This window comes from Sphingobacterium sp. lm-10 (assembly GCF_023554555.1).
Classification (GTDB): Bacteria; Bacteroidota; Bacteroidia; order Sphingobacteriales; family Sphingobacteriaceae; genus Sphingobacterium.
In genome coordinates this window covers 1,276,132-1,299,478 of the sequence record NZ_JAMJWC010000001.1, presented here as the reverse complement: position 1 = coordinate 1,299,478, position 23,347 = coordinate 1,276,132, and the positions used below count along the sequence as shown (strand labels likewise).

Annotated in this window: 20 protein-coding genes; 12 read left to right on the top strand and 8 right to left on the bottom strand. The window is 40.9% G+C overall.

Annotated elements, in window-relative coordinates:
* Positions 1-98: 98 nt before the first annotated feature.
* The 6 genes from M8998_RS05095 to M8998_RS05070 all read right to left on the bottom strand — a co-directional run bounded on the left by M8998_RS05095 (position 99) and on the right by M8998_RS05070 (position 7,464).
* Positions 99-1,454 carry a hypothetical protein gene (locus M8998_RS05095; RefSeq protein ID WP_249991046.1) on the bottom strand — a complete coding sequence of 452 codons (1,356 nt, stop codon included), beginning with the start codon at positions 1,452-1,454 and terminating at the stop codon, positions 99-101.
* Between the two features lie 247 nt (positions 1,455-1,701).
* Complete coding sequence (locus M8998_RS05090) at positions 1,702-2,868, bottom strand: homogentisate 1,2-dioxygenase (protein WP_249991045.1); 1,167 nt, start codon at positions 2,866-2,868, stop codon at positions 1,702-1,704.
* A gap of 34 nt (positions 2,869-2,902) precedes the next feature.
* Entirely contained in the window at positions 2,903-3,766 is an 864-nt protein-coding gene (locus tag M8998_RS05085; RefSeq protein ID WP_249991044.1) for a flavin reductase family protein, read from the bottom strand.
* Positions 3,763-4,758: a fumarylacetoacetate hydrolase family protein gene (locus tag M8998_RS05080; RefSeq protein ID WP_249991043.1), complete on the bottom strand. Its 996-nt coding sequence runs from the start codon at positions 4,756-4,758 to the stop codon at positions 3,763-3,765. The genes M8998_RS05085 and M8998_RS05080 overlap by 4 nt, the downstream gene beginning before the upstream one ends.
* Before the next feature lie 12 nt (positions 4,759-4,770).
* The gene (locus M8998_RS05075) at positions 4,771-6,162 is read right to left on the bottom strand and encodes an MFS transporter (RefSeq protein ID WP_249991042.1); all 1,392 of its coding nucleotides are present in this window, start codon (positions 6,160-6,162) and stop codon (positions 4,771-4,773) included.
* Positions 6,163-6,591: 429 nt separating this feature from the next.
* Positions 6,592-7,464, bottom strand: a complete 873-nt coding sequence (locus M8998_RS05070; RefSeq protein WP_249991041.1) for an AraC family transcriptional regulator — start codon at positions 7,462-7,464, stop codon at positions 6,592-6,594.
* Between the two features lie 385 nt (positions 7,465-7,849).
* Between M8998_RS05070 and M8998_RS05065 the strand changes: the two genes are divergently transcribed.
* From M8998_RS05065 to M8998_RS05055, 3 genes are read left to right on the top strand one after another with little or no spacing between them, the layout of a single operon-like run.
* A complete protein-coding gene (locus M8998_RS05065; RefSeq protein WP_249991040.1) occupies positions 7,850-8,527 on the top strand; it encodes a hypothetical protein in 678 nt (225 codons plus the stop codon).
* A 17-nt stretch (positions 8,528-8,544) separates the two neighbouring features.
* Positions 8,545-10,563 carry a hypothetical protein gene (locus M8998_RS05060; protein ID WP_249991039.1) on the top strand — a complete coding sequence of 673 codons (2,019 nt, stop codon included), beginning with the start codon at positions 8,545-8,547 and terminating at the stop codon, positions 10,561-10,563.
* 5 nt (positions 10,564-10,568) lie between these two features.
* Positions 10,569-11,900, top strand: a complete 1,332-nt coding sequence (locus tag M8998_RS05055; protein WP_249991038.1) for a hypothetical protein — start codon at positions 10,569-10,571, stop codon at positions 11,898-11,900.
* Between the two features lie 3 nt (positions 11,901-11,903).
* On the opposite strand, the gene M8998_RS05050 is transcribed toward M8998_RS05055, so the two are convergent.
* A complete protein-coding gene (locus tag M8998_RS05050) occupies positions 11,904-13,085 on the bottom strand; it encodes an MFS transporter (RefSeq protein ID WP_249991037.1) in 1,182 nt (393 codons plus the stop codon).
* A gap of 144 nt (positions 13,086-13,229) precedes the next feature.
* Positions 13,230-13,466, bottom strand: coding sequence for a hypothetical protein (locus M8998_RS05045; RefSeq protein WP_249991036.1), 237 nt, complete (start codon positions 13,464-13,466; stop codon positions 13,230-13,232).
* Between the two features lie 945 nt (positions 13,467-14,411).
* Between M8998_RS05045 and M8998_RS05040 the strand changes: the two genes are divergently transcribed.
* From M8998_RS05040 to M8998_RS05000, 9 genes are all read left to right on the top strand, one after another.
* On the top strand, positions 14,412-14,816 hold the full coding sequence (locus M8998_RS05040) for a DoxX family protein (protein WP_249991035.1): 405 nt from the start codon (positions 14,412-14,414) through the stop codon (positions 14,814-14,816).
* Between the two features lie 362 nt (positions 14,817-15,178).
* Complete coding sequence (locus tag M8998_RS05035) at positions 15,179-15,769, top strand: TetR/AcrR family transcriptional regulator (RefSeq protein ID WP_249991034.1); 591 nt, start codon at positions 15,179-15,181, stop codon at positions 15,767-15,769.
* A gap of 241 nt (positions 15,770-16,010) precedes the next feature.
* Entirely contained in the window at positions 16,011-16,469 is a 459-nt protein-coding gene (locus M8998_RS05030) for a hypothetical protein (protein ID WP_249991033.1), read from the top strand.
* A 66-nt stretch (positions 16,470-16,535) separates the two neighbouring features.
* Positions 16,536-16,847 (top strand): DUF3817 domain-containing protein, encoded by a 312-nt coding sequence (locus M8998_RS05025; protein WP_349665647.1) that lies wholly within the window; start codon positions 16,536-16,538, stop codon positions 16,845-16,847.
* Entirely contained in the window at positions 16,844-17,209 is a 366-nt protein-coding gene (locus M8998_RS05020) for a rhodanese-like domain-containing protein (protein WP_249991032.1), read from the top strand. The genes M8998_RS05025 and M8998_RS05020 overlap by 4 nt, the downstream gene beginning before the upstream one ends.
* Before the next feature lie 160 nt (positions 17,210-17,369).
* Positions 17,370-17,783, top strand: a complete 414-nt coding sequence (locus tag M8998_RS05015; protein ID WP_249991031.1) for a DUF4267 domain-containing protein — start codon at positions 17,370-17,372, stop codon at positions 17,781-17,783.
* 87 nt (positions 17,784-17,870) lie between these two features.
* Complete coding sequence (locus M8998_RS05010; RefSeq protein ID WP_249991030.1) at positions 17,871-18,443, top strand: Crp/Fnr family transcriptional regulator; 573 nt, start codon at positions 17,871-17,873, stop codon at positions 18,441-18,443.
* A gap of 55 nt (positions 18,444-18,498) precedes the next feature.
* Complete coding sequence (locus tag M8998_RS05005; RefSeq protein WP_249991029.1) at positions 18,499-19,368, top strand: DJ-1/PfpI family protein; 870 nt, start codon at positions 18,499-18,501, stop codon at positions 19,366-19,368.
* Between the two features lie 940 nt (positions 19,369-20,308).
* Positions 20,309-23,344 (top strand): SusC/RagA family TonB-linked outer membrane protein, encoded by a 3,036-nt coding sequence (locus M8998_RS05000; protein ID WP_249991028.1) that lies wholly within the window; start codon positions 20,309-20,311, stop codon positions 23,342-23,344.
* Positions 23,345-23,347: the final 3 nt, after the last annotated feature.

The window sequence follows — 23,347 nt, the reverse complement described above, 5'->3', positions numbered from 1 at the left end:
CAGCCTGATGGTGTATAACCGTCAGGCTGTTGTTGCATTATGGCCGTGAAAGATCTTCATGTTCCTGAATGGCATGAACCCGAACGCAATAAAATTAGCTAGAAAAAGATCTGTGCACCCAGTATGTATTCAGACCCTCGACGAAATATCCTACGTGTCATGTGATCATACATCGGTCTATTATCGTACTGAAAAACAATTTTTGTACGATGGTTATCAATCAAAAAATTCATACCAGCCTGATAGGTATTACCACGTTCATTAACGGCTTCGAAATTTCTAGAGTAGATCGAAGTGAATGGTTGGAGGCGGATAGGGAATAAGTTCGGTAAAAGGTAACCAGCCTGGATATACCATGAGTCGCCCGTTCCGGCAAAAGTCTGGCTATTTCCAAATCCTATTTCTCGTTGTCCAGTATAGTTTGGATCGCCCACCCCCGGATTGATCATCCCAAAATTCCGTAGATAATTTGGACCCATCTTGGAATTAATATAAGAGATATATGTTGTCACGGCTGATCCATTTTGTCCGACTGGAAGATCCAGAAGCATATCTAACCCTAGAATTGTAATCGGGTGATTTTGAAAATTTCCTTCAATAGGTTGGGTTATTGTCGCATTAGCGGCATTGTAGAAGCCCGCACCTATATTGAATATACGTTTACTACCTAAGTAATTCTGTACGAATACGGGATACTCCTGTACTTCTCTGTCTAAAAAGTTGTAGGTTACATAGCCACTGTACGATAGGTTTCCATCTCTATTGTTGTCTACAGCCTCTCCGCCAACAGTTGGCTGCAAGTTTGTAGCGAAAGGTTTGTTGGCAGCAAATCGATAGGCAACATCACTCCATCGTCCCTGAAGAAAGATACCTAATTGCCTGCCGAACTGATCGGTCTGATCAATAATGGCCGGTGCGGGCATAGCGTCTAGCGTTAATGTAGCGACGGCAGTAGAGTTATATAATCGACTGACGCCATTCCATGCATGTAATCCAGCTCCCAATACCATCGTAAATTCATTGTTTTCCCCACGACTATTTTTTTCTGGAACCAATGAGAACTCATTATATACATCGTGTATGTAAAATTGAGGGCGTTTTCCGGCACCATTAGCTCCTGTTCCGTTGCCCAGGCCGCCCGTATTAAACGATTGATTATTTACCCCAGCATGTATCAGCATTCGATATCGCGGCGACAGGTTAAACATGGCCAGTCCGCGCGTTCGTCGCAAGACAATATCGGTAGTATATCTTTCCGCTGAATTGTTCACGAGAGTTCCCGGATTGTTTTCAATACTTCGCCCCCAGATCTGCGACCAAAACATAAACCGAACGTATTGCGAACCGGTATTGTTGAGATTTACCCTGAGTTCCTTCACATCGTTTTCTTTATTGTTTATTGGGGGCATATCTGAAAGCTCTACCCGATCTTGCGCAATAGCTCTTGGAGGCATTGCGAAACAAATTGAAAGAAGTGTAATTGTTAAAATAGGATTCTTTTTCATTTTTATAATATGGTTAGTTGAATAAAAAGGACATAGCTATCCCAGGTGAGTTCATGGATGCTTTTTTTTGCATCAATCACTCACTATGATTTTCTTACTAGTTTAAAAGGCTGTAGTGAATTAAGGAAATACGGTCGTACCAACACGGGTCACCGTATTTCCTTGCTTGTTTATTCCGAGAGCGGAATACCTATTATTATGTATTTGTAAGCCAACTTAAGGAATAGGATTCATCTGCAATTTCCTGTCCCTCGACAGTCAATAAAAGGGGGCGAAAGGTGTCGATCATTATAGCGAGTTCTTTCGTGTCGGTTTTTCCCAAGCTATTTTCGACCGTACCCGGATGTGGCCCATGTGGAATTCCACCCGGATGTAAAGTCAGCATCCCTCGTTCGACATGTTTGCGACTCATAAAATCTCCATCCACGTAGTACAACAACTCATCACTATCTATATTACTATGGTTGTAAGGCGTGGGTACAGATAAAGGATGGTAATCATATAACCGCGGTACAAATGAACAAATAACAAAGTTATGAGCCTCGAAAGTCTGATGAACGGGAGGTGGTTGATGGATTCGACCTGTTATAGGTTCGAAATTATGAATAGAAAATGCGTAGGGATAACAGCATCCATCCCAGCCAACGACATCAAATGGATGGGTAGCATAGTGAATAGGGTACAGGAGGCTATCTTTTTTTGTGTAGAGAATAAAATCTCCATGCTCATCATGATCCACTAGGTTTTCTGGCGTTCGGATATCACGCTCACAAAACGGTGAATGTTCCAGTAATTGGCCGTTCTTGCTAATGTACCGGTCTGGATATCGAATAGGGCTGAATGATTCTACGATAAGTAAGCGGTTAGCGTCATCGTCGAAATGGATCTGATAGATCGTTCCTCGAGGAACTACCAGGTAATCTCCATAAGAGAATGGTAACTCGCCATACTGCGTGAGCAATTTACCCGTACCCTCATGTACAAACAAAACTTCATCTGCGTCTGCATTTTTGTAAAAATAACTAGTAACACTCTGTTGTGGAGCTGCTAATGCAATCTGCAAATCATTGTTATATAGTATCGTCTTACGACTTTCTAGAAAGTCTTTCTCCGGTTTAATATGAAACCCATTTAAGGCACGGGCTTTCATTAGGTTGCTGCCAGGGGCCAACTTTGGTTTTAGGTCTCTAGGCTCATCTACCTGAGTTACGGCCGTTGGAATATAATGATGATAAAGCAGGGAGGAATCGTTGGAGAAACCTTCGGTGGAGAAAAGCTGCTCGGAATATAGACTGCCGTCCGCTTTCCGAAATTGGACATGCCTCTTGTCGGGCACTTGTCCGCGTCTTTGATAATGTGGCATAATTTTATGATTTATAATTTTAACTACTCTAATGCTAAATTTTCATTTCCCAACGCAGAACAATCTGCCAAGCCTCAGTTAACTGCCCCATATCCAATAACTGTACGATGCGCTCTTCGTATGCAGTAGTGCCATCACTGTGATGGAAAACAGGATCGTCAAATTCTTCATTCCAACTAGGTATAGCTGATACATTGGCGAGCTGCCCACGATGGTTTCCAGTAAAAATCTTGCTTTGAAGCACCTTTTCTGGCAACTCGTCTACGCCGATGCCCAATTGTGCAGCAGGTTTGGGAAGTAAAAACATATATTCCGGCTTCACATCAACGTACCAGTCGCCTCCTAAACGTGCTACCTGGCGAACCTTAAGTGGATTAATGTGTCCGGTATTATCCAATATATCTTCATCCAAGTGCATTTTTAATACTTCTGCGATCACCAGTATCCCTGCTCCACCTTCTTTACCTAACTCTTTGGTATCAATGACCTTGCACTCTAACTTGATCTTACTTTCTGCAACAAGGGGCGGTCGTATCTGGTCAGCAGGTTGCATCGTAAAGCCTGCTTTCAAAAATTCATTTACTTCCGGGGCATATTCACAGCTGGAAAGACTCATCTGATGCACCATGTCATAATCGACGATACTAATGGCAACTTCAGGAACTTCGGTAATATTGATGTAACTGTCTTTCAGCGTGTTTTTACGCCCACTGCGTGAAGGGCTAAATACCACGATTGGGGGATTGGAGGAAAATACATTGAAAAAGCTGAATGGACTTAGATTTACTTGCCCTTGTGCATTTATGGTGCTTGCAAAGCAAATAGGTCGCGGTGCTACAGCATGTTGCAGATAATGCTGAGCTTCTGGTACGCTCAAGTTTTTGAAATCTACCGTCATGACGATTTCAATTTAGAAGCCAATATAGATAGTTTACTGGGGTCAGCAACAATGGTATTCGTCAACGTTCCTAATCCATCGATCGACATCTCCACCAGATCACCAGCCTGAAGCCATTGTGGTGTATAATTTGGATCGTTCAATAGGCCGGTTCCATTCAACTCTAAAAAGCAACCAGTGCCTACCGTACCGCTACCGATAACATCTCCGGGGTAGATGGACGTTCCGTATGCGCATCGTTCTAAAATTTCGCTAAATGTCCAATCCATATCCGACATGTTTCCGGCACTTACCTGCTTACCGTTTACCTGGCACGTCATCTTCAAATCATAGCTAAATCCGGTATGTCCAGGTTTAGCGGCTACCTTATAGGGCTCTAACTCATCTGGAGTGACCAGCCATGGACCGATAACGGTACAGAAATCCTTGCCTTTTGCTGGTCCCAAATTCAGTTTCATTTCCTCCATCTGTAGCGTACGGGCACTCATGTCATTCATAATTAGGTAGCCACCAATATATTTTTCGGCTTCAGCAGCAGTGAAGTTTTTTCCCTCCCGGCATACTACGATGGCGACTTCCAATTCAAAATCCAACTTATCGAAATGATCGGGCATACAACGAATTTCTCCCGGCCCCTGGATACTCTGGTGGTTGGTAAAGTAAAAGATGGGATATTGGTCAAACTCTTCAATCATCGGCACACCACGGTTGCGTCTTGCAGCAGCAACATGTTGCCGAAAAGCATATCCATCTCGGCATGAAGGTGGTTCGGGTACAGGTGCTAATAGGTTCAATTCTTTTGATTCATAAACCAAATTCGCACTTTTATCCCCTACCGCCTTTGCTTTATCTATGTTTGTATCCCAATCCTTCAAAAACTCTTTCATCGACTTTGGAATGGATGGATCTGCGTCATGGAGATCTAAGATCGCATCTTGGAGATAAAGTCCTATTTTGCTTTCGTTGTTTATTCGATAGGTTATCAACTTCATAGTATGTATATTTTATATGTTCGATTTCGTGATCGATGATGGAGATACTTCGTCTTCTTCATCATCTGTATGCAGCTTATTTTGATATGTTTCCGGTACCCAGCCTAGGCTAACTATAATAGCTGTTAAGATCATAATCAGCGGGTATAATAAGGACACAAATGGCATTAGAAGAGGCCCGAAAATTGCCGCTCTGCGTAAAGCTTCGCCAATGAGCGTGGTTGACCCACCTAATACTCCGTTACCAATATTATAAGCAAACGCCATGCTAGTGTACCTTATTTTGGCAGGAAACAGTTCTAGCATAAATATGCCCATCGGGCCGTAAACCATGGCGCTGGCAAAACAAAGAAGAAAAGAGAGGCCTGCTAGTTTTAGCGTAGTATCGAAAGATATAGCATGCGTGACCTGTAAGCCATGGGGATTTCCGATCGCTCCGTAACCATAAAAAACCAGTGGTATGACTATTGCGCTGAGTATAAGACCCGGAATGATCACTTTCTTTCGGCCTATTCGATCACTCAGAGCAGAGAAATGCTGGAAAAAGGGAACGGAAAAAAATGTCGCAATACCCAGGATCAACACACTGCTTTTCAAGTCTATATAAGCCGATTGTTGAAGAAAAAATAGGGTTAGAAATTGTGCAGATTGCATAATGGTAGCCTGTGCGGCATTTCCGCCAAAGACAGCTAGCATAATCAGACGGAAATTTCCTTCAGTACGAAATGTTTCCTTAATCGGATTGCTGCTAACGTCGCCTGTAGCTTTCAGTTTTTTGTAAATTGGACTTTCTCCTAATTTTTGGCGGATATAATAACTCACCACAACAAGTACAGAGCTTAGTAGAAAAGGTATACGCCAACCATAGGCTTCAAATGTTTCGGCAGACATAAAATATTCTGTCGTGAATACGACGATTAAGCAGATCAATAATCCTAATGGAATTGTTGCTTGAATGAACCCCGTATAATAACCTCGCTTGCCTTTTGGAGCATGTTCAGCAACATATATGATGCCGCCGGCATATTCTCCGCTCACTGCCAGTCCCTGGCAAAGCCGTAACACCAATAACATGACCGGAGCCAGCCAACCTACCTGATTATAAGATGGTATGCAACCGATGAGGAATGTCGCTCCGCCCATAAGAAGTAGAGATAATAGGAACGATTTTTTACGACCACTTTTATCCCCAATAAAACCGAAGATAAGAGAGCCAAATGGCCTGATAAGATAAGAAGAGATAACGATGGCCAGGGTTTCTAGAAATCTGGAGTCGCCCTCTGGGAACAGGTGTATACTAAGAACAGGAGATAGGATAATTGCTAAAAGAAGGTCGTACCATTCAATTAGACTGCCCGTTGCTGAAGCAGTTATAATTGTTTTAAGATTTTGTTGTTGAGACATTTATTTTACTGATTAATATTTTCCTTCTATTTTTGATATTGCTCCTGATTTCCTTTTATAAGCCTTATGGTATATCCATCATTTTCAGCACAGCGATGCATCGTCTCGCGCTTAGAAGTTCTCTTTTGCATCATACTCGCGTATCAGTGCAGGCTCACAGCCTTTTCAATAGCCAGCTCGATCAGCTTCTCTATCCTTTACGGACTATTTCTTCTCGTAAAACTGATTGTATCGCTACAATCAGTCCCGGGTTTTCTAAATTTTTAGAATATGTTTGCAGAAACTGTATCCTTTTCAGCTCCCTGTAAATGATACTATTGTATTTGCTATTATAATGGTTAACTATTGTAAAGCTAGCAACAGATCGTTGCTTAAAAAAGGTAATTAATAGGAAAATAATGGTAAAAATAGTGTGCTGTAGAAGCCGAGTTACCCCTTGCGCTGTAAATCTCCGTTCCGACGGTAAATTAAAGGGGATATACCGGTGTGTTTTTTAAAGTACTTTGTAAAATTGGTAGGTTCGTCAAACCCCAGGGAAAAACTTATTTCTTTAACAGATTCATTACTGTAGTTCAGCATCCGACGTGCTTCTGTAAGCATGTACTCCATAATGTATTCCTTGGGTGTTTTTCCCAAAGCAGCGGCGCTAATCTGGCCAAGACGCTGCGTTGTTATATCTAATATCTCTGCGTAATCTCGTACATTAAAATGTTCACGGTAATTTTTGGCCACTAAGCTTTTGAAAGCGATGATATCCTGAAAATCTTTACTGGCCATATCCGTTACTTGCTGTACTACTTTTCCACGCTCTATAAATAGAATGAGATTATATAGCATGTTGAATAAGAGTGCATGCTGAAATTCATCTGGCTCTTTTTTTAACTCTTCGGACAGGCTGCGGAAAAGAGTCTGCACCTTAATGAGTATTTCTTTTGATTGTATGTTTTTGACTGTGGCATAGGCGTTATTGAAAATATGCAACAGAGGAAAGAATGCACTTTGTGGTATAAAATCTTCGGTAAACGCTATTAATTCTCCTTCAAATCCCGTTTGATTATTGAAATAATGGATTTGGTCTGGAGCGATATAGATTAAATTGTTTTTTTCTATATGGCAAAGATGTTGATCGATGTGATAATCCAACATCCCATCGGTCACCCAGATCATCATGAAGAAATAGGTGCGGTGTGGTTTCAACAAAATCTCCTGGCCACAATTTAGGTGTGAATCTAATGGTGAAACATATAAATTTTGGCCAGAATTTGATGTCGGTTTGAAAGCGAGTGTTTCGATAGTTTTCATACAGAATTACTTATCGCATCAATGCATATTCGTCGAAATTATAAAAAATTGTAAGAAATTAGTGATATTCAATTACTTTGTAGACATATTTTTACGTAAACAGATCGACTTTTTTAAGTTCAGCAAAATCATTCGCCCCGCAGATTAGACGGTAAATCAATTAGTGCTGCAAATCGATAAGATGTGGCAACTTTCTTAGGTACGGATACAATGTCATGTGAGGATTTGATAATGTCTAACGTGGTAAAAAATAAATATTAATCTCGGCCATCTTTGATCATGAATTACACAATCCGGTATCTCAATTTTAAGAATACCGAGTATATTCTATATTTTGGTGCCAAATTTGATATAAGGAGTGCACGTCCACCTAATGTTTATATCGATGATTGCATCTCTTAAGCGCCTACTTATTGTATTCAGCTTCAGCATCCTGCTTACCGGCTGTTTTGACATAGTAGAAGATGTTGCTCTCCAATCAAATGGAAGCGGTACGATTAAAGCGACTGTAAATCTCAGCAAAAGTAAAACTAAAGTAGCTTCTTTAATGAAATTGGATAAGGTAGACGGCATGAAGATACCCAAGCCTGCAGATATTCGGAAAGAAATGGCCGAGATCGTTGCTATACTCCAGAAAACGCCAGGCATATCCCAGGTTCAGCATTCGCTGGACTTCACCAACTTTATTGGTAGCTTGTCTTGTAAATTTACATCTGTAGAAGCTCTGAATGCTTTTACCACCACCTTGTCTAATCATTTAAAGACCAATATAAACGGTTATTCCAATTACGGGTATCAATCCAAAACAGGCATTTTTGAGCGTAAATCAAATTATAACACCGAGGCCAAGAAAAAGTTGGAGTCGTTGAGCCCTGAAAGCAAAAAAAGCTTTCATGACGCGTACTATTCGGCGATTTATAGATTTGACAGGCCGATTGTTTCCGTCTCGAATCCAGCCGCTCAGGTTTCTGCTAATAAGAAAGCCATCATGATGAAAGTGCCCGCCCTGCAAGTTTTGGAAGGCAAAATAAATTTATCCAACAAGATTCAACTAAGCAATTGATATTAAAGTAAGATTTTATGAAAATTAGATCTGTAGTTATTGCATTTGTGCTGCTTCAAACAGTTTTATGTGCGCAAGCACAAGATTTAATCACCAAGGTGCCTTCTGATGTGAATGCCTTGATTACCGTAAATACGAAAGCGGTGTTCAAGCATTTGGCGATGGATGATGTCAATGGATTTTTTAAAAGGGTAGGTGTATTCGACTCCCTTGGTTCCTTAAAACCTGGCGCATTGAATAAATTGGAAGATCTCGGTGTCGACTATGATTCCAAGGCTTATTTTTATATGCAATCTACCGACAGTGTACAATATTTTGGCGGTTTGATACCTCTTATGGATGCCGAAAAATTCGAATCCTTATTGAGTGCGGATCGAAAGATTGAGTTGGTCAACGGGTTGAAAAGTATATACAACAGAAATCGCACGATCCGTGTGAGCTGGGATTCTAAAACGGTGTATGTATTAGGAGCTAATGCGATGACCTACTACTTCGAGGCTCCCGATATTCGTGAACGCTATAAACTACCTGAGCCGGTAGCAGAGGCCTATCCAACTTATGATTATCCATCCGAGTATTACGATTATGCGTACGACGCAGCCATCCCTGTCGATTCAGTATATGTCGAAGATCGCGACTGGTCATCCGCAGATACCGTCGTTGTAGGAGATTATTGGGAGGAGATTGCTGACTCAGTCGCTATTGCTGCAGACACGTCAAACACGATCGTGATCACCGTTCCGCCGACAGTACAATGGGAAGGTATGTACGATGAAGTGGATTCGGTGTTGGCACAAGACCAGTATGCAGATGATTATTACTTGCAATATCGCAATTATACCACCGAGCGCGATTCGATGATTAATATCTTGCTCCATCAATGGATCGATCAGCGTATGCAAGACATTTCCGCAGGCACCATCTCATCGTATGCGAAAAAACATAAAATGGAGAAGATGGGAGATGATGTAATTGCAGATGTTCGTTTACAAAATTTCGGCGCATTCTACCAATCGTATCTTCCCGCGCACCTGCTGTATAGCACACTTGGTATCAATAGAATGCCAGAAATTGATTATGGAGTAGAAGCCGTTGGCGGACAAATGGTGGTACAGGGAAACAGGTTGGTGTTTCGCGGTGATGCCACGTTAGATAAGGAGATGAGTCGATACATCAAGGCCATTTATGGAAGAAAGATGAATAAAAAGTTCTTTCCTTATTTACAAGAGGACATTTTGGGCTTCATGTCATTCGCCATGGATACAGAAGCATACATCAAATATATGCCGGTAATCTTCCAGCGGTATTACGGACCTATGGCAGGCAGATATGACAAATATGTGGATATGGCTTCCTTATTTTTCGATATTTTTTTGGACGAAAAAGCGATAGGAAAAGTGTTTAAGGGAGATAACTTATTGGTTTTGCATGGTGTCACACCAGTAGAAGTGAGCTATACAGACTATGTTTACGACGAAGATTATAATTATCAAGAAGTAGAAAAAACGAAGACAGAGCAATTGCCTGACTTCGTGTGGATGTTTTCTTCTGATGATACCCGAATCTTTGAAAAGATGATCCAAGCTGGCCTTGCCGAATCAAAATTGCAGGATCTGAATGGGGTATATGCTTCTGAAAAATCTTATGGCACCGCTTTACAGCTGTATTTCTTAATTAAGGATGGAATAGTATTTGTCGGTAGTAACTTAGAAAAAATGCAAAACATTAATACCGGTAAGCATCTGGCGAAGGGACACAGACCCTACATAGATATTGCTAAAAAAGATGCATTTTCAGTGGTATTCAACACAAAACGTGCACCAGAATTGTTTGATCGTATGGACATACCCGTAGAGCGGAAAATGCGATCTACAGTAGAAGAGCTTGGGCAATATGGCGACTTTACGTTGAGATCTTCAGGTATCAAAAAAAATAAAATAGCGGCTGAGCTCTCTATTGATTTTCCTGATCGCAAAGGGAATGCTTTGGCTTTCCTGTTCGACTTAATGAATGAGTTTGTTCCTACTATAAAATAAGAAACATGAAAAGATTTGTACGCGTATTAGGGTGGATTTTCTTGAGCTTAGGTTTGATCGCTTTAGCCATTATACTCTTCTTTTCGTACAGACAAATGCGTTCGGAATCTCAATGGGTACATCGCGATGCCACCGCTATCGTAGAAGTAAAATCAGATCGGATTTTCCGGGAGCTGGCAGCTAATGCGCTGTGGAACCCAAGCGCCTATTTTGGTAGCGAACGCGATACCTTGGCAGACACTGTACTTCAAAAATTACGTCCTTGGAATTTGGGTGTTTCGTTGCCCGCTAATGTCTACTTTTTTAGCTTACCATCCGGAGAATCTTCTTATTTCACCATCCTTCCGGTGGATGATTTGCCACGCCTTCAGCAGGTATTGTCTACTGCTTTAAACACATCTTTAAACGTCGAAAATTCGTCCAACTGGTGTGGACGTACAGAAGATAAAAGTTTATATGTAGTCGGTAACGAGCGTTATGTTGTTTTAGGCTGGAATCCGAGTAAGACCGATACAATCGTAGAACCGATGCAACAGATGTTAGCATCGCAAGATGATTTCATAGAAATAGCTACGCTGAAAGCCGGTAAACCGAAAGAAGCGACAGGCGATATTGTCTTTTGGAAACCTGGAGAAGCAAGTTTCTGGTCCATGGATTTTAGGGCGGGTGAGATTGTGATTGCTGGATTATTAGGCGATGCTGACTGGCGGTTTAGCAACAAACCAGTAGGAGCAATATTTCCTGAAAATAATATCTTGTCCGTGCGGCTGTTAGCAGACATTCGCCCATGGCTAGCGAAACATGAAGACATGTTGCAGGCTCAGGGGCTCCCTTGGAAAGATATTGAGCCTTATCTGGGCAATTATTGGGAATTACAATGGAAAAATGAAGCAGTGCTACAAGCAGATACCATTATCACGTATGATTACGACGATAACTTTGAAATGGTGGAGAAGCGTGAACTCAGAAATGAAACGGTTCCAGATCTGACATTATCTTTTATGGCCTCACCACATCTTTTGTCGTATCTTCCGGAGAAGCTATTTTATAAGTTTTATAAAAAGCAGGCCGGCCAGTTGCTGATTTTAAGTACGAATAACGCTCGACCTGCCCAAGGGCAAGAACTTGTGCCACAAACAGATCTTCTCTATGTACGTTATCAGCAGCCTGAAATATGGAATGCGCCGATACCAATGCCTACATGGCTGCAAAAGATAGAGCGCGCAGACATAGCCGGAACGCAGGGTGCTGAACAAACGATAAACGTATCAGGAACTTTTGAATTTACGAATGGAAATTTGCATCCTTTGAAACATTTACTTTCTCCAAAACGCTAAGGATTACGAATTCTTAAAGATAGGCAGGATACTGCACATCGTGCAAAGTACAATCCCAAATAAGGAAAATACACCATAAGAAAAGCGTAAGCTGGACAGTTCCGCAATGTATCCAATCAATGGCGGCCCGATCAAAAAGCCAAGGTAACTTAGGCTAGATACCATGGCTAGCGCCATGCCAGATGAGATCGTTGGATGCTTTCCAGCAACAGAATAGATGATCGGTACATTACACGCTACGCCCAGACCTACGAGCATAAAACCCAATGTGCTCGCCATCAGGCTGGGGAAGGAAACGGCAATCGCCATCCCGACAAACATCAAAATACCGCTGCCCTGTAATATACGTTGTCTGCCGAATCTGGAAAGTGCTTTGTCGCCGATGAAGCGTGCCATAGCCATCATGACCATAAACGCGGCATAACCCAATACGATCAGACTTTTGGGCGCATGAACCACTTCGTCGAAATAAACGCCCGACCAATCAAACATAGCGCCTTCGGTAGCCATGCTGCAAAAACCTACGATTCCCAAAGAAATCAATAGCCTATCCGGTTTGAAAGCAAATCCTCCTTTTTTCGGTTGAAGCCCTGCCGGTGGCGCGAGATATTTTCTATTCAAAAGATTCAGTGTCCAAACGATTCCAGTAATAATCAGAAAATGCCCTTCAATAGGGAGTTTTAACGTCATGCAGATCAAGCCGATGAGCGCACCTGTAAAACCAGCAATACTCCATGTGCCATGGAAAGATGACATGATCGAACGCCGGTAAATACCTTCAGCGAGCACACCTTGGGTATTGACCGAGATATTGCACATATTTCCAATAATACCAAAAAAGAGTAGTGCGAGAGCCAAAGCCCACATATTTGGCGCAAGTGCAATCGTGAAAAGATTAGCCACATACAAAAAGCCAACAATCGGAAGTAACCGATGACTTCCATATTTTGAAACTAACCTTCCTGATAATGGCATGGTTAATAATTGGCCAATTGGCAGCATAAGAAGTACTGTGCCTAATTGAGCTTCGGAAAGTCCCAGATGCTGTTTGATAGTTGGAATTCTACTCGCCCAAGAGGCGAACGCAAGTCCTTGACAGAAGTAGAAGGCAGCAACTGCCATACGAATTCTACCCTTATTCGGGCTAAGATCTGAGGTAATTTGCGGCGCACTGGAGATTGTCATGGTATTTTATAGATGTTCCGCAAAGTTAATCAAAAGCGTTCACTACCAAAATACTACATCTTGCAAATCGTCAAATGCTATTTACTCTTACCAAAGCTTCTTTATCAATACGGCTTTATGATACGATCATACATTAAGAAAGGATTAATCAAGAAATGGAAATTGATTTTCAAATAAATGTCCGATGATCGGCAACGGCGTGCGCTCTTGATTCAGAGCATTAAATACTCCCAGAACTACAAAAATTAGAAAGACAATTCCGATAATATTAGTAATGAATGCTAATGGAGTAATAATACTGATCACTATGTATCCTAAGGTATTGACTACGATCCCGGTCAAAAGCAGGCCGAAACCTTGCTTTAAGTGGTATAAACTCATACTGTCGCGGTTATTTTTGCCAAAAAAGTATGCTATAAACCATAAAATACCAATGTAACTTAAAGCGGATTGAGTTTTTGAGTTCATAATATTCTTTTTAGGTGGTTGTAGAATAGTGTTTGATTCCCAGATTATACCAGGGTTGATCCTCAATACAAGATACATTTTTATTCGCTATTTCTTATTTTAAATCTATGCTTACTTGTAAAAGCGTAGCGTATATGTTATGGAAGTTGCAACTTATCAACGGATTAACTACTTTTGATAAAATTAACACGTTAGTATGAAATTATTTTCTTTTGTAACCATTCTGATCATGTTTCTTGTAGAAGCAATTTGTTTATAGTTTCGTAAGATTAGAAATGTTAAATTTCTCTATTCTTAGGGCATGGAGAATGGTACCATAGTTTTCAGCAGATACTCTACACCGTACAGCTAGTCGTTTCTCATTTTTGGCGTTTTTATAGGTATTAGAATTAACCCTACCGATGCACCAATATAGTTTGTAAATGACCATGAGCGCTGATCTTAAAACACCAAGATATAGTTTGTAATCTCAGGTGATTTGTACCCCAAAACTTTTTTAAAACAGGATCGCTTGTACTGCGCGGTAAATAATGCTGTTGTTCAGTGATTATTTGTTTTTAAATAAGCAATTATTTAAATAAATAATTTATATATTTGTTCTTAAGATTAATTTTAATTGATCCTCAATTTATATATATAAGCTTTAGCGAACAGGTAGTGCTCATGATACCGATGTTTCGAGTTATCGGTTGTGATATCGCTTAGTGCTGGTGATACTAGGCTGAAGTAATCATTAGCCGCTGTAATACAGAAAGTTTAATGTGGATGTATGTCTACAAAACAGAGCTTTGTTATATATGTAGTTTAATATTAATGATAGAGTAGGTATTATTTCTTAATAAATTTCGCAAAAAACGTATGAATTCTAAAAATTATCATGTAGGATTACTTGTTCTCAGATTGAACTTTGGCATACTAATGCTTTTTCATGGAGTGCATAAGTTGCTAAACGGTGTTCACCATGTACAAGATATGTTGTCAGAAATCGGACTACCATCATTTTTAGCTTATGGGGTACATATCGGTGAGACTATCGCGCCAATTCTTTTGATTATAGGTTTTAGGACTAAAATTGCTGCTTCAGCTTTCACATTAGTAATGTTAGTAGCGTTCGCTATGGCGCACACAGAAAATTTTTTCGAACTTGGAAAAGCTGGAGCTTGGCAACATGAATTAGTTGCATTGTATTTATTTGGAGGGCTTGGTCTCTTTTTTACAGGTGGAGGAAAATACGCTTTGTCGTCAACAAATAAATGGGATTAGTTCGCATTTTATCCTATTCATTTTTTACAACGAGGCACAGCAACGAATTTTCAATATGTATGAAATTACCAAGCTGTTTTTAAATAATTCCTTAACGTCGTGTTACCTGTTTAAGTAGTTCGACGGATCAGCAATATAAAATGTGTATACCCATGATCGGTAACTATATTCCAATGATCCAAAAAACAAAAATCATGTAATATTCTAATATATAGGTGTTTATTTGTTTTTGTGTTTGAATATGAACACAGACTGTCCATATTCAGGTACAGTGGCTCAATAAAAACATACCCAATTAATCCATAGCGTTTTTCCATTTTAATTTGTTTAATTTGTAAAAAAATACTGAGCAGTATCTAAATATGAAGAAAGCAGAAGCTACACGATTGAATATTTTGCAAAAATCGTTTGATCTGATTTATGCAAGAGGATATCAGAATGCGAGTATTGACGAGATATTAGCCACGACTCAGGTAACAAAGGGAGCATTCTATTACCATTTCAAAAATAAAGATGAAATGGGATTGGCTATCATACATGAACTCATGAAGCCTGCATTGACACAAAGTTTTGCTAAATCATTGCAAAACACAAAAAACCCATTAGATGCTATTTACAACCTGATACACCATCTATTGCTCGAAAACGATTTTCTGAAAGTAGAGTATGGCTGTCCGGCCGCCAACTTTACACAAGAAATGACGCCATGGAATCAAGATTTTAGTAAAGCATTGCAAGAGATAACACAAGAATGGATTAAGATTATGACAGGCATGATTGAACGTGGAAAAAAATCGGGTCATATACGCCATGATGTCAATGCGAAGCAGGTTACTTTTTTCGTGATGTCTGGATATTGGGGTATCCGAAATTTTGGAAAGCTGGAGAATAGTAAAAAAGTGTATTTAACTTATTTAAAGGAGCTTAAAGTTTATTTAAATGGATTAAAATGATTTTTTACACTAAAAACATACTTATTAGTATGTTTTTAGTGTACATTTGAAATGTATTACGTCTTCAAGATGATTTGCATAGGTGCAAAACGTGTTAATGATTACATCATCATGAATGGAAAGGAGTTTTTAAAATTAAGTAGGATGATGTTTCATTAAATAGTTCCCGATAGGGAATCAGTTCTCAAACTTGTAAATCAGTTTTTTTTAATCTAAAACATACCGATTAGTATTTTATAACATGTATCAAACACTCACATTTTATCACAATTCATTGCGATGGCTTGTTTTAGCAAGTCTGCTACTAGCCATTTACAGAGCGTACAGGGGCTATCTCACCAAATCTACTTTTTCAAAAATAGATAATGCGGTACGGCATTGGACTGCTACGATAGCACATATTCAGTTAATGATCGGTATGATCCTCTATTTTCAAAGCCCATTAATAAAATACTTTTTTGCGAACTTCAAAACAGCAATTCAGGATATGCAGCTTTTGTTTTTCGGGTTATTGCATAGTTCCTTGATGTTATTAGCTATTATACTCATTACCATCGGGTCAGCTTTTGCCAAAAGAAAAGAAAGTGATACGGAAAAATTTAAGACGATGATGATTTGGTTTACTGTGGCATTACTCATCCTATTGATCGCTATTCCATGGCCATTTTCGCCTTTTGCCAGCCGACCCTATTTTAGGTAAGGATAGCAATAATGCTGATTGAACGACAAATCTCAGACAAGCTCGGATAATTAAAGACTTAAAATAATGATTTTACAGCTGTTAGAAACAAACATGGGGAGGCTTAGAATAATGGCTATTCTAGAAGGGATTTCACTTATAATCTTAGTGTTTATTGCGGTACCGATAAAGTATTGGTTCCTTGATGATTCATTAACAAAAATGTTGGGCCCAACTCACGGAGCACTTTTTTTACTATTCCTGCTAAACACAATTAGCACCAGTATTGCACAAAAATGGAAACCTAAGACCACCGGACTGATATTAGTTTCCTGCCTTATTCCCTTCGGCACTTTCTACGTAGACCACAAGTTTTTGAAAAAAATAGACAAAAGATGAAATACATATTGATTACTACGATCGTTGTTTTGATGATGTATTTGGTATATAGAACTTATCGCTTCGTAACTCTGGCGAATGGTTTGGATAAAAAGATAGAACGCGGAGCAATTATATTAGATGTCCGAACCACGCGCGAGTATGCTATGGGACATATTGAGGGGTCAATTAATATCTCATTAGGTGAAATAAGAGAGCGATATACGGAGCTCGATTCTTCCAAAACATACATCACTACCTGTTCTCACGGACTTCGGAGTGTAAAAGTAGAGAATCTGTTGAAGGATCTCGGGTTCAAACATATCCATAATGGCGGCGCATGGAGCGATCTGGAAAAGATAATCAAACATAAGAAACAGTAATACAATTGTTTCCCTCAGTCACTTGGCACTGGGATATTCAAATAAGTTTGCAAATGACAGTTTTCATTGCCCTATGAATGATGTATTTTCTATTTATTAACTCAGGTGAATCATAAGCGTTTTTTTTAAAACGATTTTTGTTTCGATAAAATTGAATTTTATGGAAACAAAAAATAATCAATGGCGCGTAAAGTCCTTTTCATTTTGGTGTGTACTGATGATAGCCCTTGGTATTCTATTTATAGGAATCCGTTTTATTATAGAGCCTGAAATAGGAGCCGCCGGCTACGGTATTCCTTTCTCAAAAGTAGATGATACAGTTTATGGGCAGATAAAAGGTATCAGGGATGTTGCTTCGGGACTAATCTTATTGCCAATGCTATTTCTGCGTATGCGCAAAGCAATTGCTTGGGTGTTCAGTATCGCTTCTATTATTCCCACGGGCGATTTTCTAATTATTCTTTTCCATAAAGGCGTGAGTGATTTATCACACCTCCTCATCCACGGTATTACCGCTGCAGTAATGATGCTAACTGGAATGCTACTTTTTTATGGACTTTCTAACAAAAGATAAGGGTTAAGTTTTATTATTCCATCAAATGCTATTGATGCAGTTTTGGCAAAAAATGGTGTTATGTAGAGAATTACTTAATTTGCTATCATGGATTCTCTTATTCAAACAATTAAAGATCAGATCTCCATTTCGGAAGAGGATATTCTATTGATCAAAAGCCTTTTTCGCAAAAAAGAACTAAAGAAGGGAGAACATTTATTGTCTGCGGGAGAAACCTGTCGTTATATTGTCTTTATAGAACAAGGTTTAGTCCGTTACTATACTAATAATGACGATGCCGAACCTACTTATTATTTTAGTAAAGAAGGTGAGTTTGTGTGTGATTATTCTAGTTTTTTGCCGCAGATACCTTCCACAACCAATATTCAAGCGCTAGAAGATACGATCGTATATCGGATCAGTAAGGATGGTATTCAAAAATTTTACGATGCGGTAAGAAACGGTGAAAGGTTTGGTCGCAAAGTAATCGAGCAAGTATTCGTAAATGTCTTAAATCAAATCATCTCACAATATACCGATTCGCCGCACAACCGTTATCGTAAGTTTCTCTTGGATTTTCCTGAGCTTGTACAGCGTATTCCTCAGTACTATATTGCAGCATATGTTGGGGTAAAGCCACCTTCTCTAAGCCGAATCCGAAAACGGTTGAAACTTTTGTAAATTTAATTCGTTTTAACTAAAAAAACATTTATAATATATACCTTAAATTTTCAACATGTCACAGGAATTAAGTAAATCACCCGTGTTTGATGGTACAGGATACGAACCATCTGTATTTTCTAGATCACAATTCGTACCAGCTAAGACAGATTATAAAGTCGTAGATTATAAAAACACCAATACCGATAAGAATAAGAAAATATTGGTGATAGCTACCGAAGAAAAATATATGACCATGGATAACGGGAAAAAATTCTCTACCGGAAATCATCCCGTGGAAACATTTGTTCCTATCCTTCACTTACAAGAAGCTGGGTACGAAGTAGATTTTTATACTCCCACTGGAGGCTCCGTAAAATTGGAATTATGGGCTCTTCCACTACAAGATAAGCTGGTTAATGATGTGATAGAGAAATATACTGAACAGCTCGTCAGCCCCAAAAGTCTAAAAGATTTCGTAGCAGGAGATATGAAGTCGGAAACTGATTATGTTGCTGTATTCTTACCTGGTGGCCATGGAGCAATGTTGGGCTTACCGGAGAATGAAGACTTGAAAAAAGTAATTAATTGGGTTGTAGCAGAAGACAAATTTATGTTGGCCATCTGCCATGGTCCCGCGGCGTTATTGGCTGCTGCCTACCAAGCTGAATCAGCAGATTTCCCTTATAAAGGATATAAAATCAATGCCTTCCCCGATAAAATTGATGCGACGCTTCCAGAGATTGGCTATCAACCAGGACAAATGCCTTGGTTTTACGGCGATAAGCTTGCAAAACTAGGTGTTGAGTTTTTAAATGATGATATCAGTGGAGCATGCCACGTAGACCGAAAATTAGTATCAGGCGACAGTCCACTTGGGGCAAATTTATTTGGAGAAATGAGTGCAAATGCACTTTTGGCAGATCCAAAAGCGAATGCAAAGTAATCTAGCATAACTTTCTGCATCGACACATTTAATAAGAAATGTGTTGATGCAGATTTTGATATTTAAGACCCTTAATGAATACGGAGCACATGATTTTGATGCGGTCAAAGCCCTATTCGCAATTTCAACGATACACCATAGAGGGGGTGTGTCATAACCAGATAAATAAAATTTTTTATTTGGGACCATTCATATCACCTATTATATTGACTGTTGATACAGCTGTTTACAACAATATAATCTGCATCTAGTCAATATGCTACAAACAAGCCATTAAGCTCCCAATTACCTGTACTAGCTATTCGAACAATAAAAGCCTAGCGCTACATCATACTTGCAATTTTCTACACAATCTTTAATATGCAAAATTCCATTATTTAGAGCAGCACTAGGTTTATTTGCTTTATAAATTTGATTGTGAATGGCGTTATATGAAGCTCATATAACCTTCAACGGCAGTTCTCGCACAAAAGACGTGTAGAAGGGCGATGTGAAATTGTAAGTGATGGTGAATGCTTGATTTGCTAAAAATATCCTTTGAATCACTATAGTATATAAAATCTATAAAACTAGTAGAGTATTATTAAAAATGTTTTTATATTTGCTCATCGACTATGTAAATGTTGATCGTATTAGCGTGTGAATGACTAAACCCACCTTCGGTTAACAGATTAGATTATCCTAGAATTAAAGAAAGTATTTATGAAGAGCATTACCCGGTTGAGTAAGAAAAGTAGGCATCCCATCTATCTCCACAACAGTACCTGCGAAGTCATGCGAATGTGTTAGGGCTTTCTGATTGCGATAAAACAAAAGCAAATAGCTCATTGTCGCGATATAAAACAGGGAAGTACTAGACCTCCCTGTTGCCCAATAATGAAAACAAGTAATCAATTGGCGTTGGCACTTGTAGTTTTTCACCATTAAACAGTCCAAAAGTATGAAAAATTTAGGAGTACTCCGGTATTCTTCCTATCTGCTTTGTGTTCATTTATTTTTGAATGTGTTCTCCAGCTATGCACAGGAGGGCACAGGCCCCATTATCAATGCGTCCCTGAGCGGACGTGTTATTGATGCACAAACCAAGCAGCCCATAGAAGGGGTTACTATCCAACTCGAAGCCGTAACCCATAGTATTAAATCGGGTCGAAATGGCCAATTTCAATTTGTTACCGGTCAGAAATTACCACTCACAGCGACCTTTTCTTATCTCGGTTACGAAAGCAAAAAGCTAACGATTGAATCTTCTCCGGCGGTGATCGAACTCAGTCCCTCGTCCGAAAGCCTGGAAGAGGTATTGGTGGTAGGCTATACCACCGTACAGCGGAAAAACCTGATCGGCGCCATTGACCGTATTTCGCAAGAAAGCGTGAAGGATATCCCTGCCGGGAGTTTTGATGCGCAACTCCAAGGGAAAATTCCCGGGGTGCAGGTTGCGGCAAGTACCGGTGTGCCCGGAGAGGCACTGCATGTGCGTTTGCGCGGTGCCACTTCTATCAATACCAACAACAACCCCTTGTATGTGATCGACGGCGTATTTCTAAATTCAGAAAGTTTACAGACCATCAATACCGGGGGGAAGGCGACGTCGCCGATTGCAGACATCAACCCGGCAGACATTGAGCATGTAGAAGTATTGAAGGACGCGGAAGCTACCGCCTTATATGGATCACGTGGTGCCAATGGAGTGATTTTGATTACCACCAAACGCGGTAACCGTTCTCAATCCGCTCGCGTGGATGCCAATGTATATGCCGGAAGCGCACGTGCCACATCCCTTTGGGAACTGGTTACCGGCGAAGAACACGCGATCCTGGTGAACGAATATTTTCGAAATATCGGACAGGCAGAACCATTTAGGCCCATAGCTCAGGGAAGGCGAGGTTTGCCGTCAGAACAGCAGACCTATGATCGGCTTTCCGAAGCCTTTCGCACCGCAGCGGTGTATAACGCAGACGTGGCCGTTTCGGGTGGAAGTGAGCGAACCAGCTATTACCTCGGAGCAGGGTACAACAAGCAGGAATCCATCTTAAAGCCCATTTCTTTTGGCCGGGCAAGTTTTCGGTTTAATCTGGATCAAGATGTGGGTGATCGGCTGAAAATAGGGAGCAGCAATGTGCTGTCGCGAACCGGAAGAAATCAGGGACGTGCTGGCGACGGCCCACAGGGAGGTATCCTGCAAGCGGCCTTGCATACGCCGACGTATCTGTCTCCTTTCAACGATGCAGGTGTGCCGGTTGGCCGCGCCGGATTTGATAACCTCACGCTCCTCTTAGACAATTATGATGTAGGCTCCACTAGCCTGCGCTATATCGGCAATGTGTACGGAGAATATCAAATCTCCCCGTCATGGAAATTCCGCTCTACCTTCAGCGTAGACTACAATAACTACGATGAACACGAATATTGGAACAACCTGTTGATCGCCGGCAGCCCAAATGGCTTAGCCACCTCTGCCATCTCCCAGGCCACAACCTGGATTAACGAGCAGACCTTAACCTATCGAAAAACACTTGGACAGCGGCATGCGCTGGGGCTATTGCTTGGGAATACCTTGCAAGGTAGTCACTTCTCGTTGACCGCTGCCGAAGGACGCGGATTTGCCACGAACGACTTTACCTTGATCAGTGCCGCAGCAAATACTACTAGCACCCAAGCTTGGGATCAATACAGCCTGGCATCATTCTTTGGCCGGGTGGATTATGGCTTTGACGGAAAATATTTGGTCGACTTCTCTCTACGGGCGGATGGTTCGTCGAAATTCAACCCTGGTTACCGTTGGGGATATTTTCCGGCGGTGGGTGTCGCCTGGCGGCTTAGTAAAGAACGTTTTCTGGAAGATGTATCCTTTCTGGATGACCTGAAAATACGCAGTAGCTATGGCCTAACCGGGAATCAAAACGGAATCAATTCCTTTGCTTCCAGGCAATTGTGGTCGGGCGTCGGTACAGCGTATCAAGGCGTGGCGGGCATATCGCCCGAACAGCTGGCGAATCAGCGACTGAGTTGGGAAACGACTTCCCAATTCAATATCGGCTTAGATGCTACCTTGTGGAGAGGCAGACTGACGGCTGCGGCAAACTATTATTATAAATACACCCGCGACGGACTCCTGACGGAAGTGCTACCCGGCACCACAGGGTTCGACAGTTACACGAACAATGCCGTGGAAATTAGCAACCGAGGGGTGGAGTTTAGTGTCAGCTCTATCAATATCAGCAAACCACAATTTCAGTGGAGCACCAACTTCAATATTGCCCGCAATATCAATAACATCGAAAAGCTGGAAACACCACAGAATTACGGCAGCCGCAACCTGATCCAGTTTCGGGAAGGCTATCCGATGTATTCTTTCTGGGTATACAATCAGCTGTATGTCGATCCGCAAACGGGAGATGCGGTGTACGAAGACGTGAACGGCGATGGTCGTATCACGACCGACGACCGACAAATTCTGGGGAATATATGGCCAGACTATTTCGGTGGGCTAAGTAATGATTTTCGGTATAAGAATTTTGATCTTAATGCCTTTTTCATCTTCTCCGTTGGCAATGATATCTATAATCACAACCGCTTTTTTGCAGAAGGTGGCGGTGCGCGTGATGCTGCACGGGTGATCTTCGCCAGCAATCTTGCCCGCTGGCAACAGCCGGGTGATGTGACCGATGTTCCCCGATCGGATGGCGTAAATAATAACAACTACCGGGATGGCGGAGGGCGCTGGCTGGAAGATGGTTCGTACCTGCGGTTCCGCACATTAAGCGTGGGTTATACCTTTGGTGCCGCAAATCTGGGTCGTCTCTCCCTGTCCAAGCTGCGCATTTATGCGCAAGCGACCAACCTGTTTACGCTAACTAGGTATACTGGACTTGATCCAGAATCGGCGGCCAATAGCGACCCCAATCAACAAGGTATTGATTTGGGTACACCGCCACAGCCACGTAGTTTTCAACTGGGGATTAACTTAACCTTATAAGAA